Consider the following 16,042-nt stretch of genomic DNA (forward strand, 5'->3'; position numbering starts at 1 on the left):
GCGGTGTCCGGGTCGGGCGGGGCAGGGGCCGCCGGGGGTGTCGTCCGGCGGCCGTTCTCGTGGGGTCAGCCCAGGCGGCGGGCCAGGCCTCCCGTGCAGCGGACCTCGTCGCCCGCCGTGATCAGGAGCGCCTCGACGTCCGGGAGGGACTCCAGCCACGCCAGCGCCTCCCGCGAACCCATCGCGAAGGCCGCCGTGGCCCAGCAGTCCGCCCAGGTCAGACGGGGAGTGACCACGGTCACGGCCACCAGGTCCGTCACCGCGGAACGACCCGTGCGCGGGTCGACGATGTGGGCGCCGCGTTCCGTCGTGCCCGACGTGGCGACGGCGAGTTCGTCCGCGCCCGCTGCCGAGACCACGGCCGCCAGGCCGCCCGGCCGCAGCGGGTCGGACACCCCCACCCGCCACGGCCGCTCGGGTCCGGGGACGCCCAGCAACTGCACGTCCCCGCCGCCGTTGACGCTCACCCCGCTCACGCCCGCCGCCGCGATCAGCCGGGCCGCACGCTCGGCGGCCCAGCCCTTGACGACGCCGGTCGGGTCCAGCCGGCCCTGGTAGCGCATGCTGAACCAGCCCTCGCTGACCCGCTCCGCCTCCTCGCCCAGCGCCAGCACCTCGGCGACCTCGGGATCGCACGCGTCGACGGTGAGCTCACCGCGCGCCAGCCGGGACACCTGGCTGTCCTCGCGGTAGGTGCTGAACACCTCGTTCACCCGGTGCAGCGAGGCGATGGCCTCGGCCAGCGCCGCCCGCACCGGCTCGGGCGCGCCGCCGCGGACGTCGAAGGAGAAGACGGTGCCCATGACCTCTTCGGCATGGCGCACCACGGCGGGCGCGGGCTCGGTCATGGTGTCAGCCACCGGCCTGGTCCAGCGCCGACTGAAGGGACTTCTTGTAGCCCTCGCTGGTGTAGGTCGCGCCGGAGACGGAGTCGATGTCGGCGCTGCCCTTGGCGACGGCTTCCTGGTTGAGCTTGGGGACGGAGAGCTCGGTCTTCTGGTCGCTGGTGCCGCCCTTGGGTGCCTGGACGGCCTCGGCCTTGGTGATCTTCCCGCCGGCGACCGTGATCCGGACCTGGACCGGCCCGTACTGCGTCTGCTGGACGGCGCCCGTGACGGTCTTGGCCTGCGCGGCCCCCGAGGAGGATCCCGCGCCCCCGGAGCCCGACCCCGAACCGCCCTTCGCCTTCGCCTGGTCCAGCGCCGACTGAAGGGACTTCTTGTAGCCCTCGCTGGTGTAGGTCGCGCCGGAGACGGAGTCGATGTCGGCGCTGCCCTTGGCGACGGCTTCCTGGTTGAGCTTGGGGACGGAGAGTTCCGTCTTCTGGTCGCTGGTGCCGCCCTTGGGGGCCTGGACGGCCTCGGCCTTGGTGATCTTCCCGCCGGCCACCGTGATCCGGACCTGCACGGTTCCGTACTGCGTCTGGACCGCCGCCCCGGTGAAGGCGCCGGAGGCCTGCGCGCTGCCGGAACCCTGGGAGGCCCCGGACCCGGACCCGGCGCTCGCGTTCGCCTTGTCGATCGCCGACTGGAGGGACTTCTTGTAGCCCTCGCTCGTGTACGTGGCGCCCGAGACCGTGTCGATGTCCGGGCTCTGCTTGGCGACGACCTGTGCGTTGAGCTTGGGCACGGCCAGCGCGGTCTTCTGGTCGCTGGTGCCGCCCTTGGGTGCCTGGACGGCCTCGGCCTTCATGATCTTGTTCGCGACCACGGTGATGCGGACCTGCACGGCCCCGTACTGCGTCTGGACGGCGTCGCCGGTCATCGTGCCGGTCACCGGCGCGCCCGCTCCGCCCTGGGCCGCCTCCTGCGCCGCCGCCGCGCCCGTCCCCGAGCCCGCGGCCTGCGCGGAACCGGGGTCGGACGACGGCTTCAGCGACAGCAGCAGCACGATCCCTGACACGGTGGCGGCAGTGGCCAGCACGACCCGCCGAAGAGGGTGGCTCTTCCTCATCGCTTCCTGAGCTCCTGGTTCCGGTTGGTGGCGAGGTTCCCGTGCGTACGGGTCGCTCACATCTCGAACGACTCGTGGTGGATGCGGCGGGCGGGGACCCCGGCGCCGCGCAGTGCCTCGTACACACCCTGCGCGAAGCCGTTGGGCCCGCACATGAACACGTCGTGGCTGTCGATGTCGGGGATCTTGCGCTGGAGGGACTCCGCCGAGATGTCGGGGCGCTCCCCGTCGGGGCTGTTCACGGCGTACATCAACCGCGCCCCGCGCTCGTCGGCGATCTTCGCCAGCTCGTCCCACAGGGCCAGGTCCTGGGTGCTGTTGGCCCGGTAGAGCAGGGTGATGTCACCGGCCGCGCCCGGGAGCGTCTCGAACAGCGCCCGCATGGGCGTGATGCCGACCCCGCCCGCCACCAGCAGCACCTTGCCGCGGCTGCGCCGGGACGCCGTCATCGCGCCGTACGGTCCCTCGGCCCACACCTTCGTGCCGGGCGTCAGCTCACGCAGCGCGGCGCTGTGGTCGCCGATCGCCTTGACGGTGATGCGCAGCAGTTCCGGGCGGGGGGCCGCCGACAGCGAGTAGGGGTGGGAGCTCAGGCGCATCCCCGGCGCCATGAACCGCCAGCGGAAGAACTGTCCGGCCTCCGCGCCCATCCGGTGCAGCTTGCGCCCGCCGATCAGCACGGACACGATGCCCGGCGTCTCCTCGATGACGGCCTCGACGTACATGCGGTGACGCAGGTTCAGCCGGAGCGGGGTGATGATGCGGTACCAGACGACCAGCGCGGTGACCGACCCGTACAGCGCGTACCAGACCGTCTTCGCGGTCGGCTCGATGGCGAAGTCGTTGCCGGTGGTGATCTGGTGCCAGAAGGTCAGGAACACGGCCGCGTACGTCAGCAGGTGGATGTGGTACCAGGTGTCGTACGGCATCCGCCGGCGCACCGGCGCGATCGACACCAGCCCGATCAGCAGGAACAGGCCGGTGCCGATGGCCGCCTTGCCCATGTCGGGCAGCTGCTCGACGGAGTCGACCGTCTGCTGGACGATGTCGCCCAGCGTCTTGCCGGCCTGGAGCGCGTACCCCCACATGATGAGGAAGACGTGCGCGAAGACCAGGCACAGCGTGTACCGGCCGCTCATGGCGTGCCAGCGGGCGACCCGGTCCGAGCCCACCCGCCGCTCCAGCGCGGGCACCCGCGCCATCTGCAGCACGACGAGCGCCATCAGGTACCCGGCGAGCAGCCCGGTGATCCGTCCCGCGTTGAGGATCTTGCTGTTGTCGTCCGCGATGTTCGGCGTGTTGTGCCACCACAGCCACAGCACGCCCGCCGCGCCCGCCCACACGGCGAGCAGCAGCGGAACGGCCGGGGAGCGGCGCGGACGGATGCGGCGCATCGTCTGGCGGCGGGCGGCACGGCCGCCGGCGATCGTCGTGGTCACTGTTCCTCCGTGGGTACGGACCCTTGGCCCTCAGATACGGGCCGCGGGCGCGGAGTGTTCAGCGGCGCGCCGAGACGTCGGACGCGTCCCGGGAACGGGGCGACCGCAGGTAACGCGTGCTCGGACGCTTCGCCGGCGCCCGCGCCGCCCCGGGACACGAGGGCTCAGTACCGGGTGAGGGCGAGCGGCCCGGCGGACGTGCCGATCGCCATGTGGGGACGTCGGTCCGGCCGGACCCACGCGAGGATCCGCCGCAGCGCGTCCTGCGGCGCCGACACGCAACCCGCCGTCGCTCCCCGCCCGTCGACGTGCAGGAAGATCCCCGCCCCGCGGCCGCGCACGGGCCTGTCGTAGTTGAACCCGACGACGAGCGCGTGCGCGTACTGCGTCCGGTACGTCACCAGGTGCTCGGACTCGGCGGCACGGCAGTGCGCGGGCCGCGGTTCGGTCCACCGGTTGTAGGCGGCGGAGGCGTTGTCCTGGCACCACCAGGAGTCCTGCCGCACGGGACGGTACGGGTACGTCGTCCCGCGGGGCGCGGGTCGCAGTCCGAAGGCGAACGGGAGGCCGTACAGGCCGGTCGGCGTGGTGTTCGTGCCCTGCCGGCGTGCGGTCCCCTCGACCAGGCCGTTCGCGCCGAACCGGGCCGGGGCGGAGCCGGCGCGCGTCCAGCGGCCGTCCCGCAGGTCCCACCAGGCGAGCGTGCCCGAGGCGCCGTCGGCCCTCGGCGTCACGGCGGTGATCAGCTGGGCGCCGCCGCCGGTGTCCGCCATCGTCGCCGGCAGTGGCACGGCGGCGTCGCGGTGCGGGGCCGCCGCACCGAGCAGGAGCAGGGACGGCCACAGAAGGGCGGCGACGACGGCACGGGAGCGCATGCTCAGACGCTAGGCGCGGACGGCGGCGCCGGCAGGCCGGGTGGGCCGACCGTGCGCACCGCCGCCCGGCGGCCCTTCGGGGGAGGGGTGTCAGATCGGGCGCAGGGGCAACGGCAGCCCGGGCAGGCCGTCCATGCTCGTGGCGATGTGGTCCTTCTTCGCGAAGTACGCGCTGAGCGAGTCGTCGTCCTCCCGCGCGAACCGCCGGCCGTGCAGCTCGCGGTCCTCGTCGTACGTCATGAACGGCACCGCGTAGCCGCAGCTGTCCCGGACGAGTTCGGCGTGCACGACGATGATCGCGCGCAGCCCGTGGCGGCTCGGGTCGATGGCGGGGAAGCGGGCGAGGAGCTCGCGGAACCGGGGGTCGTCGCGGAAGACCGGCTCGCCCCGGCCGTGCACCCGCACGATGTTCGGCGGGCCCTGGAAGGCGCACCACATCAGCGTGATCCGGCCGTTCTCGCGCAGGTGGGCGACGGTCTCCGCGGTGGAGCCGGCGAAGTCGAGGTAGGCCACGGTGTGCTCGTCGAGCACCGCGAACGAACCCTTGAGTCCCTTGGGGGAGAGGTTGACCGTGCCGTCGCCCGCCAGCGGCGCGGTCGCGGTGAAGAAGAGGGGCTGCTCTTCGATGAACGTCCGGAGCCTGCCGTCTATGCGCTCATAGGTCTTTCCCATGTCCAACGATGATCCGGGAAAGCCCTTCGTGTGTCTAAGGAGTTAGGGAACCCGTGCGCTCACGCGTACGGGCCGTCCGCGCCCGTGTGCGCGGACGGACAGGTGGCCGCCCCGGCCGGAGGATCTCGGGGCGGCCACCGAGCCTGTCACGTCACTTGTTCAGCGTGCAGGCGGCGAGGACGTTCAGCCCCTGCGGCTTGGTCCCCTTGCGGCCGATCGAGATGGCGATGCGGTCGATGGTGGACTCGCGCTTGCCCTGAAGCGGGCCGAGGATCGCGTTCTGCACGAAGTTGGGGCCGCCCTGGCCGACCGTGTTCTTCAGGCGGGTGTTGGCCTCGTTGATCTGCGTCTGCAACAGGGCGAGGTTGCGGTCCACCTCGGCCTTGGCGGTGGCGGGGACGGCCGGGAGCTGCGAGGCCACGTCCGGGCAGGTGATCGTGCCGACCGCGCCGGCGTTGCCCGCGTTCCCGGCGTTGTTGTTGCCGGCGTTGCCGTTGTTGCCCTTGTTCCCCGCGTTGCCGTTGTTCGCGTTGTTCCCGGCGTTGCCGTTGTTCCCGGCGTTGTTGTTGCCCTGGTTTCCCTGGTTGCCCGCCGCGGCGCCGGCTCCGTTGAGGGCGCACGGGGCCAGTGCGTCGAGGCCGGCCGGCTTGGCCGCGGTGCGTCCGATGGCCGTGGCGATGCGGTTGACGGTCGAGACGCGCTTGTCCTTCAGCGGGCCGAGGATCGCGTTCTGCACGAAGTTGGGGCCGCCCTGGCCCACGGTGTTCTGCAACCGCGTGTTGGCCTCGCTGATCTGCGTCTGCAACAGGGCGAGGTTGCGGTCCACCTCGGCCTTGGCGGAGGCGGGGACCGCCGGCAGCTTCGAGGCCACGTCGGGGCACACGATGGTGCCGGGTCCGGCGGCGAGCGTCTGGGCGTTGGTCGTCGCCCCTCCGCTCTTGGACTCCCCGGCCAGGGCGGTGTTCACCACGACCGCACCGGTCAGAGCCACGGCGACGGCACCGCCGATGATCGCCACGCGACGCTTGTTGTACTTCGGAAGAGCCCTGGACATGCGGATGCCTCACTTGGGTCAGGAGTGGGTGTGTCAACGCGGCGCCGGCGTTCAGGGGTGAGTACGGGTAAGCGGTTGCCATTGTTCAAGGCGTCTTCAAATATCTTCGGGGCCGCGCGGAAACCCCGGTTCCGTCCGTTCCGTCCCCGGCCCGGCGAGGTTGGATTGACGAATCATGCGGAGCTCTGCATACTCATGCATAACGTTCGGGCAGCGGTGAGGAGCAGCGCAAGTGAGCAGCAACAGCGGTGACGTAAGGCTCTGGGGCGGCCGTTTCGCCGACGGTCCCGCCGAGGCCCTGGCCAAGCTGTCCGCGTCCGTCCACTTCGACTGGCGGCTCGCGCCCTACGACATCGCCGGGTCGCGCGCCCACGCGCGGGTGCTGCACAAGGCGGGCCTGCTCAGCGAGGACGAGCTCACCCGGATGCTCGACGGGCTGGACCGGCTCGAAGCGGACGTCGCCGACGGCTCGTTCGTGGGCACGATCGCCGACGAGGACGTCCACACCGCCCTGGAGCGGGGCCTGCTGGAGCGTCTCGGGCCCGACCTCGGCGGCAAGCTGCGTGCGGGCCGCTCCCGCAACGACCAGGTCGCCACCCTGTTCCGGATGTACCTGCGCGACCACGCCCGGATCATCGGCGGTCTGCTCGCCGAGTTCCAGGACGCCTTCGTCGGCCTGGCGGAGGCCCACCCGGACGTGGCGATGCCCGGGCGCACCCACCTCCAGCACGCCCAGCCCGTCCTCTTCGCCCACCACGTCCTCGCCCACGTGCAGTCGCTGTCCCGCGACGCGGAACGGCTGCGTCAGTGGGACGAGCGCACGGCCGTCTCGCCCTACGGCTCCGGCGCGCTCGCCGGTTCCTCCCTCGGCCTGGACCCGGAGGCCGTCGCGAAGGACCTCGGCTTCGAGCACGGCAGCGTCGGCAACTCCATCGACGGCACGGCCTCACGGGACTTCGTGGCCGAGTTCGCCTTCATCACCGCGATGATCGGCGTGAACCTCTCCCGGATCGCCGAGGAGATCATCATCTGGAACACGAAGGAGTTCTCCTTCGTCACCCTGCACGACGCCTTCTCCACGGGTTCGTCGATCATGCCGCAGAAGAAGAACCCGGACATCGCGGAGCTGGCCCGGGGCAAGAGCGGCCGTCTCATCGGCAACCTCACCGGCCTGATGGCCACCCTCAAGGCCCTGCCCCTGGCCTACAACCGCGACCTCCAGGAGGACAAGGAGCCGGTCTTCGACTCCTGCGACCAGCTGGAGATCCTGCTGCCCGCCTTCACCGGCATGATCGCCACGCTCACGGTTCACCGCGAGCGGATGGAGGAGCTCGCCCCGGCCGGATTCTCCCTGGCCACCGACATCGCCGAATGGCTGGTCAAGCAGGGCGAGCCGTTCCGCGTCGCGCACGAGGTCGCCGGCGAGTGCGTCAAGGTCGCCGAGGCCGAGGGCAAGGAACTGGACGAGCTGACCGACGAGCAGTTCGCGAAGATCTCCGCCCGGCTCACGCCCGAGGTGCGCTCGGTCCTCAACGTCCCCGGCGCCCTCGCCTCCCGTGACGGCCGCGGCGGCACCGCGCCCAGCGCCGTAGCCGTCCAGCTCGCCGAGGTGAAGCGGAACGTGGCGGCGCAGCACGAGTGGGCGACGGCGAAGGAGAAGCGGTAGGCGGCACCCGGCGCCCGCGGACTCCACGGGCACGGGCGCGGGAACGGGAAGCCGGGCGGTGGGCGGCGGGTCCCGACGGGCCTCGCCCGCCGATCGCTGATCGGCGATCAGCGATCGGCGGTCGGGAGTCGGACGTCGGGGCCGGGCCGTCGCGGGATACGTTGGTCGGGCCGAACCGGAGCCGACCCCACGGAGCCCGCGATGCCCTTCGCCCGCCTGGCCGCCGCAACGACCCCCACCTGCCACATCGGCTTCGGCCTGGCCGCGGTGGGCCGCCCCGGCTACATCACCCTCGGCCGTGACGAGGACCTCGGGGCGGACCGCAGCGTCGAGGCGTTGCGCGCCCGCACCCATGAACTCCTCGACGCGGCCTACGCCCAGGGCGTGCGCTACATCGACGCGGCCCGCTCCTACGGCCGTTCCGAGGAGTTCCTGGCCGACTGGCTGAAGGCCAGGCCGGACGTCGACGACGTCGTCGTCGGCAGCAAGTGGGGCTACACCTACACCGCCGGGTGGAGCGCGGACGCGGAGCGGCACGAGGTCAAGGACCACGGCCTCGCGACGTACGAACGCCAGCGCGCCGAGACGGCCGAACTGCTCGGCGACCGGCTCGACCTGTACCAGATCCACTCGGTCACGCCGGACAGTCCGGCGCTCACCGACAAGGAACTCCACGCGAAGCTGGCCGAGGCCGCCGCCCGCGGGACCACCGTCGGCTTCTCGACCAGCGGCCCCGCCCAGGCCGCCGCCATCCGCGCCGCCCTGGCCGTCACGGTCGACGGCGAACCCCTCTTCCGTACCGTCCAGTCGACGTACAACGCCCTGGAGACCTCGGCCGGTCCCGCCCTCGCCGAGGCCCACGACGCCGGCCTCACGGTGATCGTGAAGGAGGGCATGGCCAACGGCCGTCTCGCCGGACCCCACGCGCCGGACGCCCTGAAGGCGGTCGCCGCCGAGGCCTCCCTCGGGTGCGACGCCGTCGCCCTCGCCCTGGTCCTGCGCATGCCCTGGGCGGGAGTCGTCCTCTCCGGCGCCGCGACCGCCGCCCAGCTCGCCTCCAATCTGCACGCGGCCGTCGTGGACCTCGACGACGACCAGCTCGACCGGCTCGCCGCCCTGGCCGAGGAACCGCGCGCCTACTGGGAGCAGCGCGGCCGCCTGCCCTGGCACTGACGGGCCCGCCACCACGGCACAGCAGCACGGCACGGCAGCACGGCACAGCACAAGGGCGCCTCACAGTGAGGCACCCATGCCCATGATGAGACATGAACGTCTCACATGGTTTATGGTTGTCTCATGGCCGTCGACCGTGATCATGTGCTGCGCAGCGCAGCCGCCCTGCTGACCCGTAAATCCACCGCGACGATGGACGAGGTCGCCAAAGGGGCCGGCATCAGCCGTGCCACGCTGCACCGGCACTTCGCCGGACGCGACGCGCTCGTCCGCGCCCTGGAGGCCCTCGGGATCGCCGAGTGCGAGTCCGCCCTGGACGCGGCCCGCCTCGACGACGGCCCGGCGAGCGACGCCGTGCGCCGGCTGGTCGCCGAGTCCCAGTCCGCCGCCGGCCTGCTCGCCTTCCTCTACACCGAGAACCAGCTCTTCGAGGGCGAGGAGCAGCACGAGGGCTGGACCCGGATCGACGACCGGATCTCCGCCCTCTTCCGGCGCGGCCAGCTCGACGGGGAGTTCCGCATCGACCTGACGCCGGCGTGGCTCACCGAAGCCCTGTTCGGCCTGCTGGCCTCGGGCGTGTGGATGGTGCAGAGCGGCAAGGGCGCTCCCAAGGACTTCCCGCGCATGGTCGTGGAACTGCTGCTCGGCGGAGCCCTCAGGCCCCCCGCACTCCCGCCCCACCCGAACCCGAGCGCCCAGAACCCGAGCGCCCAGAACGCGGGCGTCCCGAACGCGGGCGACCTCGCTCCCGGCGGCCCGGCGCTCCGCGAACCCGCACCCCGCGATCCCGCATGACGAAGGAAGGAACCATGACCAGCACCCTGCGGCCGACGACCACGACCGAGGCGGTGAGGCGTCCGGACCGCTGGCTCGCGCTCTCCGTCCTCGTGCTCGCCGTGCTGCTGGTGGCCGTCGACGCGACGGTCCTCGGTCTCGCGACCCCCTACATCAGCGAGGATCTCGCGCCGTCCGGCACCCAGCTGCTGTGGATCGGGGACGTCTACTCGTTCGTCATCGCCGGCCTGCTCGTCTCCATGGGCAGCCTCGGCGACCGCATCGGCCGCAAGCGGATCCTGCTCGCCGGAGCCACCGCGTTCGGCCTGATATCCGTCCTCAACGCCTACGCGACGACCCCCGAGACGATGATCGCCGCCCGGGCGCTGCTCGGCGTGGCCGGCGCGACCCTGATGCCCGCGACCCTCGCCCTGATCCGCAACCTCTTCCACGACCCGCGCGAACGCAGCCTGGCGATCGGCATCTGGGGCGCGACCGCCTCGGCCGGCACCGCCGTCGGTCCCATCGTGGGCGGCTTCCTGCTGGAGCGCTTCTGGTGGGGCTCGGTCTTCCTCATCAACGTGCCGGTGATGGTCGTCCTCGTCCTCGTCGGCATCAGGACGCTTCCCGAGTCCCGCACCCCGCACCCGGGCCCCTGGGACCTGCCGAGCGTCCTCCTGTCGCTGTTCGGCATGATCGGCATCGTGTACGCCGTCAAGGAGGCCGCCACCCACGGCCTCACCTGGGCCTCGCTCGGCACGGGCCTGCTGGGGGCGGCGGCGCTGTTCGGCTTCGTCCGCCGCCAGCTGACCCTGCCGACCCCGCTGCTGGACATGCGCCTGTTCCGCAACCGCGGCTTCAGCGGCGCCGTCCTCGCCGACCTGCTGACCATCCTGGGCCTGTCGGGCCTGGTGTTCTTCCTCTCCCAGTACCTGCAACTCGTCCAGGGACGTGCCCCGTTCGAGGCGGGACTGGCCGAACTGCCCGCGGCGATCGGCGCGGTGGCGGCGGGCCTGGCAGCGGGCCGGGTCGCCCGGCGTTTCTCGGTGCGGGCCGCGGTCGGCGGCGGCCTCGCGGCGATCGGCCTCGCCCTCGCGGCCCTGACGACGATCGGACCGTCCACCGGCTACCCGGTGCTGGGGGGCGTCCTGCTGGTGGTCGGCGTGGGTGCCGGCTTCTCCTTCACGGTGACCGCCGACGTCATCCTGGGCTCGGTGCCCAAGGACCAGGCGGGAGCGGCGTCCGCGGTGTCGGAGACGGCGTACGAACTCGGCGCGGCCCTCGGCATCGCCGTGCTCGGCTCCATTGTGACCGGCGTCTACCGCGGCTTCGCGGCCCCGGCGGGCACCCCGCAGGGGGCGCACGAGTCACTCGGGGGCGCGGTGGAGGCGGCCGGACACATGCCGGCGGCCGCGGCCGACGAGATGCTCACCTCGGCCCGCGAGGCGTTCGTGAACGGCCTGAGCGTGGCGTCGGGGGTGGGCGCGGCGGTCCTGCTCGCCACGGCGGCAGCGGCCTGGTTCATGCTGCGCAACGAACGCCTGGACAACCGCCCCTGAACACGCGACGCCCCGAGCCGAGCGTCCGGCCCCTTCCGGAGGCACGGTGAACCACCCCCCGCGCCGGTCATCCGGCGTGGGGCGACGGCCGTTCTTGAAGGGCGCGGGGAACGCGCCGACGCCGGTCATCCGGCGCGGGGCGACCGACGTTCTTGAGGGGCGCTGTGATCACGCCCCGCGCTCGGTGTCCGGCGTGGGGTGACCGGCGTTCTTGAGGGGCGCGGGGAACTGCGCGACGAGCCGCGACGCACCCGCACTCGACGTCTGGGGTCGGGTGTCCGGCGCGTTTCGGGGGCGTGGGGAACGCGCCCGCGCTCGGCGTCCGGCGTGGGGTGACCGGCGTTCTTGAGGGGCGCGGGGAACTGCGCGACGAGCCAAGACGCACCCGCACCCGCACCCGCACACGCACCCGCACCCGCACCCGCACCCGGGACACCTCCCCGAGGACGCCCCCGCCCAACCGCCGGAGGCCTACGCCGCCTTCGCCTTGGTGGCGTACATGTCCACGTACTCCTGCCCGGACAGCAGCATGACCTCGGTCATCACGGAGTCGGTCACGGCCCGCAGCACGTAGCGGTCCCGGTCCATGCCGTCGTAACGGGAGAACTCCATCGCCTCGCCGAAACGCACGGTGACCCGCCCCGGCCGGGGCATCCCCGCGCCGCCCGGCTGCAGCTTGTCCGTGCCGATCATCGCGAAGGGGACGACCGGCGCGCCGGTCATCAGCGTCAGCCGGGCGATGCCGGTGCGGCCCCGGTAGAGGCGGCCGTCGGGCGAGCGCGTCCCCTCGGGGTAGATGCCGAAGACCTTGCCCTCCTCCAGCACCCGGCGGCCGGTCATCAGCGCGGCCACGCCGCCGCGGCCGCCGTCGCGGTCCACCGGGATCATGCCGACCCCGGTGAAGAACCAGGCCATGAGACGGCCCTTCAGGCTCTTGCCGGTGACGTACTCGTCCTTGCCGATGAAGTAGACCTGCCGGTCGCACACGAGGGGCAGGATCATCGAGTCGATGAAGGTGAGGTGATTGCCCGCCAGGATCACGGGGCCGTCGCCGGGGATGTGCTCCGCGCCCTCGACCTGTGGGCGGAACATCAGGCGCATGACCGGTCCGAGCACTGCCTTGATGAGCGCGAAGCGGGACAACGAGCCCTCCGATGTCAAGGGAAAACGGTATGAGTATGTGCAGGTGAGAACTAGGACGATACTCGCGGCTGCGGGCCCGACGCACATCGGGTCATCCGGGTCTTACTCACTGTTGACGTACGTGCACCTGTACGGCCGAGCCGCCGCCCGCCCGTCATCCGGTCGCAACGGGTGCGAGACGACCGCGAAACCGGGGGAGCCGGGGTCGTCCTCCCCGGCGGCCCGGACGACGCGCGGCACGTCGGCGACCGGGGCCGACCGTCGTGACCGCGGCCGACGGGGCCGGGCCCGTGGCGGCCGTGACCTGGGAGGCCGGGGCCGCCGGCGTCCGGGCCGCGACCTCCGTGACCGGCACTGAACCGCGTTCCCCCGCGGCCCCTGCCCAATCCGTCCGGCGCGACGGATCCGACGTTCCGTCACATCGTGGTACGTCCTGCCCGGCATGTGTCGTAGGGGACACCCCGCACCCGATGTACGGCACCGGATGTACGGCACCCGCCATGCGGCGTCACCCGCGCGTTGGGGCCGAGGTCTCCCGACGGTCATGTCCACGCCCCTACGATCGGCCCGCACGGACGAGCCGACGGCAGGAGGCCCCATGGGCACGCAGGACACGCAGGAGTCGAACCAGCACGCGGGCGCGGGCACGACCGGACGGCGGGCGCTCCTCGGCGCGGCCGTGCTCGGCGCCGCCGGAGGCGTCCTCGGCCTGCCGGGCGCCGCCAGGGCCGCCGGGGCGCGGACCGGAGCCGGTCACGGCGGCGGGCTGAAGAGCCTGCCCGTGCCGACGGTCATCGGACACCGCGGCGCCAGCGGCTACCGTCCCGAGCACACCTTCGGCTCCTACCAGCTGGCGCTCGACCTCGGCGCCGACATCGTCGAGGCCGGAGACCTGGTCCCCACCAGGGACGGCCATCTCGTCTGCCGCCACGAGCCGGAGATCGGCGGCACGACGAACGTCGCCGACCACCCCGAGTTCGCCGCCCGCCGGACGACGAAGGTGCTCGACGGCGTGTCCACCACCGGCTGGTTCACCGAGGACTTCACGCTCGCCGAGCTCAAGACCCTGCGGGCGGTCGAGCGCATCCCGGCCAACCGCCCGCACAACACGCTGTACAACGGGCGCTGGGAGATCCCCACCTTCGAGGAAGTCCTGAAGTGGCAGGACGAGCAGACCCGCAAGCGCGGCAAGCAGGTGTGGATCTACCCCGAGACCAAGCACCCCACCTACTTCCGCAAGCTCGGCCTGGGCCTGGAGGAGCGGGTCGCCAAGCTGCTGCACAAGCACGGCAAGGACCGCAAGAACTCGCCGGTCATCCTCCAGTCCTTCGAGCCCACCAGCATCCAGCGGCTCAACAAGCTGGTGGACAACCCCCTCGTGGTGCTCCTGTCCGCCGCCGACACCCGCCCCTGGGACTTCGTCGAGACCGGCGACCCGCGCACGGTCGCCGACCTGGTCACCCGGGCCGGCCTGCGCGAGATCGCGGGCTACGCCCAGGGCATCGGCCCCACCCTCGACCTCGTCATCCCCAAGGACGCCTCCGGCAACCTCACCAGGCCGACCACCCTGGTCAAGGACGCCCACGCGGTCGGCCTGGTCCTGCACCCGTACACCATGCGCAACGAGAACCCCTTCCTGCCGGCGAACTTCCGCAAGGGCACGGACGCCGACGGGTACGGCGACTCCTTCGGCGCGTTCCGCACCTACTTCGCGACCGGCATCGACGGGGTCTTCACGGACAACCCGGACACCGGCGTCCTCGCCCGCGCCGACTTCGTCAACGGCTGATTCCTCGTTGGAGTGACAGTCGGGCGCCCGGGCAACCGACCGCCCGGGCGCTCGCATCGTGGCGCATATGACGCACGACTTGCTCACCGCGCTGCGCCCGCTGCTCAACGCGGAGGCCTCCGCCGAGGCCCACGCCGCGGGGACCGAACCCGCGGACCTCGAACAGGCGGTCTGGCTCCGCCTCCTGGAGCACCTCGCCACCGACGGCCCGCCGCCCGACCCGCAGGACTGGCTGCGCCGCGCCGTGCGCGCCGAGGTCCGCCGCATCCGCCGCACGGTCCGCCGTGAGCAGCCCTACACGAGCGAGCCGGCCGAGGAGCTCGACCGCGGCCCCGAACAGCTCGCCCTGACCGCCGCCCGCCACCGCGCCCTGCGCGAGGCCGTGCACCGCCTGCCCGGCCGCTGCTCCCGTCTCCTTCAGGCCATGCTGTCGCCGGAGGACCTCACCTACCGCGAGATCGCTGGCAAGTTGGGTATCTCACAGGGCAGTCTCGGGCCGGAACGTTCCCGATGTCTGGGATGTCTGCGGCGTTTGCTTCCGCCGGAGGTTGCGGCCCGCGAACTGCGGGGATAGGAGTGAGGGACCACAGGCGATCAGGTGAGCGGGAGGCGTGCGCACATGGGCATGAGCGTGACCATCTCGGTGGCGGGCGAGCAGGACACCGAGCAGATCTTCAGGCTGCAGTACCTGTGCTTCCAGAGCGAAGCGGCTCTGTACGGCAACTACCGCATCGCCCCTCTCGTCCAGACCCTCGCGTCGGTGCGCGAGGAGCTCGCCACCGACTGCGTCTTCGTGGCCCGGCTGGGCGACGAGGTGGTCGGCTGCGTACGCGGCAACCTCACCGAGGACGGCGCGGCGGCCATCGGCAAACTCTGCGTCCACCCGCGCCTACAGGGTCACGGCATCGGAGCCCGGCTGCTGCGCGCCGCCGAGTCGGCCCTCGCCGAGGAGCGCGGCGCCAAGACGTTCCGCCTCTTCACCGGCCACCGCAGCGAGGGCAACCTCCGCCTGTACCGCCGCGTCGGCTACCGGACGGTCGGCACCTCCCAGGGCGCGGACGGCGTGCCGATGATCGTCCTGGAGAAGCAGGCGGGAGAGTACGCGGCTACCGCGTAGCGGGGGTGCGCGCGGTGTGTGAGCGCCGCAGCCAGTACAGGGCCGACAGCGGCAGCAGGACCGGGATGAACACGTACCCCATCCCGTACTGCGACCACACGGTCGAGTCGGGGAAGGCCGACGGCTCGATCAGCGTCCAGGTGCCCACGATCAGCACGCCCGCGAGTTCGGCGGCGCAGCAGACCTGCGCCGCCCTGCGGGCCGTCTCCCCGCCCCGCACCAGCGAGTACGTGATGAAGCCGTACACCACGCCCGCCACGGCCGACAGCGCGTACGACAACGGCGCCCGGTCGAACTCGGTCGCGATCTGGTACGCCGACCGCGACACCGCCCCGACCACCATCACGCCGTAGAACCACACCAGCAGCAGCCCGGGGCCGCCGATCAGCCGGGCCGGCTTCTCCTGCGTCGCCGTCATCTCAGCCTCCCCAGATGTCGAAGAGCCGCACCTCTAGCACGGCGAGCACCACACCGGCCGCGGCGACCGTCACCGAACCCCAGCGGGTGCGCTCGGCCAGCGACATGAAGCCCGCCGTCGGCACGCACGCGAACGCCCCGAGCAGGTACGCCACGAAGATCGTCGTGCCCTGCTCCGGCTTCTCGCCCCGCGCCAGCTGCACGATCCCGACCACCAGCTGGATCACCGCCAGCAGCGAGACCACGGCCATCCCGATGAAGTGCCAGTCCTTCGTCGGCTGGTCGCGGTAGGCGGCCCAGCCGCACCAGGCGGCGAGGAGCAACGCGGCGACGCCGGTCACCAGCGTCAGGGCATCAAGCATGCAGCGACCTTATTACGCCGTATTCCACCCCTCGGCGTCGCCCCCACGG

Annotated in this window: 15 protein-coding genes and 1 pseudogene; 7 read left to right on the forward strand and 9 right to left on the reverse strand. The window is 72.2% G+C overall.

From position 1 onward, the window contains the following. Window positions 1–65: 65 nt before the first annotated feature. The 6 genes from KMS84_RS33720 to KMS84_RS33745 all read right to left on the reverse strand — a co-directional run bounded on the left by KMS84_RS33720 (window position 66) and on the right by KMS84_RS33745 (window position 5,993). Window positions 66–848, reverse strand: coding sequence for an FAD:protein FMN transferase (locus tag KMS84_RS33720; RefSeq protein WP_256920342.1), 783 nt, complete (start codon window positions 846–848; stop codon window positions 66–68). A 4-nt stretch (window positions 849–852) separates the two neighbouring features. Continuing rightward, a complete protein-coding gene (locus tag KMS84_RS33725) occupies window positions 853–1,953 on the reverse strand; it encodes an FMN-binding protein (RefSeq protein WP_256920329.1) in 1,101 nt (366 codons plus the stop codon). Between the two features lie 56 nt (window positions 1,954–2,009). After that, window positions 2,010–3,392 carry a ferredoxin reductase family protein gene (locus KMS84_RS33730; RefSeq protein WP_256920330.1) on the reverse strand — a complete coding sequence of 461 codons (1,383 nt, stop codon included), beginning with the start codon at window positions 3,390–3,392 and terminating at the stop codon, window positions 2,010–2,012. A 164-nt stretch (window positions 3,393–3,556) separates the two neighbouring features. Next, window positions 3,557–4,267 (reverse strand): L,D-transpeptidase family protein, encoded by a 711-nt coding sequence (locus tag KMS84_RS33735; protein WP_256920331.1) that lies wholly within the window; start codon window positions 4,265–4,267, stop codon window positions 3,557–3,559. A 90-nt stretch (window positions 4,268–4,357) separates the two neighbouring features. Further along, on the reverse strand, window positions 4,358–4,939 hold the full coding sequence (locus tag KMS84_RS33740) for a pyridoxamine 5'-phosphate oxidase family protein (RefSeq protein WP_256920332.1): 582 nt from the start codon (window positions 4,937–4,939) through the stop codon (window positions 4,358–4,360). Between the two features lie 151 nt (window positions 4,940–5,090). Beyond that, the gene (locus KMS84_RS33745) at window positions 5,091–5,993 is read right to left on the reverse strand and encodes a hypothetical protein (protein ID WP_256920333.1); all 903 of its coding nucleotides are present in this window, start codon (window positions 5,991–5,993) and stop codon (window positions 5,091–5,093) included. A 232-nt stretch (window positions 5,994–6,225) separates the two neighbouring features. On the opposite strand from KMS84_RS33745, the gene argH reads away from it, so the two are divergent. The 4 genes and pseudogenes from argH (at window position 6,226) to KMS84_RS33765 (ending at window position 11,165) form a co-directional block, all read left to right on the forward strand. Next, on the forward strand, window positions 6,226–7,659 hold the full coding sequence (gene argH / locus KMS84_RS33750) for an argininosuccinate lyase (RefSeq protein WP_256920334.1): 1,434 nt from the start codon (window positions 6,226–6,228) through the stop codon (window positions 7,657–7,659). Window positions 7,660–7,860: 201 nt separating this feature from the next. Continuing rightward, window positions 7,861–8,832: an aldo/keto reductase gene (locus KMS84_RS33755; protein WP_256920335.1), complete on the forward strand. Its 972-nt coding sequence runs from the start codon at window positions 7,861–7,863 to the stop codon at window positions 8,830–8,832. Window positions 8,833–8,955: 123 nt separating this feature from the next. Continuing rightward, window positions 8,956–9,492: pseudogene (locus KMS84_RS33760) on the forward strand (TetR/AcrR family transcriptional regulator); the annotation flags it as partial. A 149-nt stretch (window positions 9,493–9,641) separates the two neighbouring features. Further along, window positions 9,642–11,165, forward strand: coding sequence for an MFS transporter (locus KMS84_RS33765; RefSeq protein WP_256920336.1), 1,524 nt, complete (start codon window positions 9,642–9,644; stop codon window positions 11,163–11,165). Between the two features lie 471 nt (window positions 11,166–11,636). On the opposite strand, the gene KMS84_RS33770 is transcribed toward KMS84_RS33765, so the two are convergent. Continuing rightward, window positions 11,637–12,308: a lysophospholipid acyltransferase family protein gene (locus KMS84_RS33770; RefSeq protein WP_256920343.1), complete on the reverse strand. Its 672-nt coding sequence runs from the start codon at window positions 12,306–12,308 to the stop codon at window positions 11,637–11,639. 598 nt (window positions 12,309–12,906) lie between these two features. Here KMS84_RS33770 and KMS84_RS33775 point away from each other — a divergent pair. From KMS84_RS33775 to KMS84_RS33785, 3 genes are all read left to right on the forward strand, one after another. Next, window positions 12,907–14,097: a glycerophosphodiester phosphodiesterase gene (locus tag KMS84_RS33775; protein WP_256920337.1), complete on the forward strand. Its 1,191-nt coding sequence runs from the start codon at window positions 12,907–12,909 to the stop codon at window positions 14,095–14,097. 67 nt (window positions 14,098–14,164) lie between these two features. Further along, on the forward strand, window positions 14,165–14,671 hold the full coding sequence (locus KMS84_RS33780) for an RNA polymerase sigma factor (protein ID WP_256920338.1): 507 nt from the start codon (window positions 14,165–14,167) through the stop codon (window positions 14,669–14,671). A gap of 45 nt (window positions 14,672–14,716) precedes the next feature. Further along, window positions 14,717–15,214, forward strand: coding sequence for a GNAT family N-acetyltransferase (locus KMS84_RS33785; protein WP_256920339.1), 498 nt, complete (start codon window positions 14,717–14,719; stop codon window positions 15,212–15,214). Here the strand turns inward: KMS84_RS33785 and KMS84_RS33790 are convergent. Next, the gene (locus KMS84_RS33790) at window positions 15,204–15,632 is read right to left on the reverse strand and encodes a hypothetical protein (protein ID WP_256920340.1); all 429 of its coding nucleotides are present in this window, start codon (window positions 15,630–15,632) and stop codon (window positions 15,204–15,206) included. The two genes, KMS84_RS33785 and KMS84_RS33790, sit on opposite strands and share 11 nt — an antisense overlap. Window position 15,633: 1 nt before the next feature. Beyond that, window positions 15,634–15,993, reverse strand: coding sequence for a hypothetical protein (locus KMS84_RS33795; RefSeq protein ID WP_256920341.1), 360 nt, complete (start codon window positions 15,991–15,993; stop codon window positions 15,634–15,636). Between the last annotated feature and the right edge of the window lie 49 nt (window positions 15,994–16,042).

This window comes from Streptomyces hilarionis, from assembly GCF_024539675.1.
In the GTDB taxonomy this organism is placed as follows: Bacteria; Actinomycetota; Actinomycetes; order Streptomycetales; family Streptomycetaceae; genus Streptomyces; species Streptomyces hilarionis.

Coding starts and splice junctions, on each gene's coding strand:
- KMS84_RS33755 (WP_256920335.1), top strand. CDS start 7,861: ATGCCCTTCGCCCGCCTGGCCGCCGCAACGACCCCCACCTGCCACATC.
- KMS84_RS33765 (WP_256920336.1), top strand. CDS start 9,642: ATGACCAGCACCCTGCGGCCGACGACCACGACCGAGGCGGTGAGGCGT.
- KMS84_RS33725 (WP_256920329.1), bottom strand. CDS start 1,953: ATGAGGAAGAGCCACCCTCTTCGGCGGGTCGTGCTGGCCACTGCCGCC.
- KMS84_RS33790 (WP_256920340.1), bottom strand. CDS start 15,632: ATGACGGCGACGCAGGAGAAGCCGGCCCGGCTGATCGGCGGCCCCGGG.
- KMS84_RS33740 (WP_256920332.1), bottom strand. CDS start 4,939: ATGGGAAAGACCTATGAGCGCATAGACGGCAGGCTCCGGACGTTCATC.
- KMS84_RS33795 (WP_256920341.1), bottom strand. CDS start 15,993: ATGCTTGATGCCCTGACGCTGGTGACCGGCGTCGCCGCGTTGCTCCTC.
- KMS84_RS33720 (WP_256920342.1), bottom strand. CDS start 848: ATGACCGAGCCCGCGCCCGCCGTGGTGCGCCATGCCGAAGAGGTCATG.
- KMS84_RS33745 (WP_256920333.1), bottom strand. CDS start 5,993: ATGTCCAGGGCTCTTCCGAAGTACAACAAGCGTCGCGTGGCGATCATC.
- KMS84_RS33780 (WP_256920338.1), top strand. CDS start 14,165: ATGACGCACGACTTGCTCACCGCGCTGCGCCCGCTGCTCAACGCGGAG.
- KMS84_RS33735 (WP_256920331.1), bottom strand. CDS start 4,267: ATGCGCTCCCGTGCCGTCGTCGCCGCCCTTCTGTGGCCGTCCCTGCTC.
- KMS84_RS33785 (WP_256920339.1), top strand. CDS start 14,717: ATGGGCATGAGCGTGACCATCTCGGTGGCGGGCGAGCAGGACACCGAG.
- KMS84_RS33775 (WP_256920337.1), top strand. CDS start 12,907: ATGGGCACGCAGGACACGCAGGAGTCGAACCAGCACGCGGGCGCGGGC.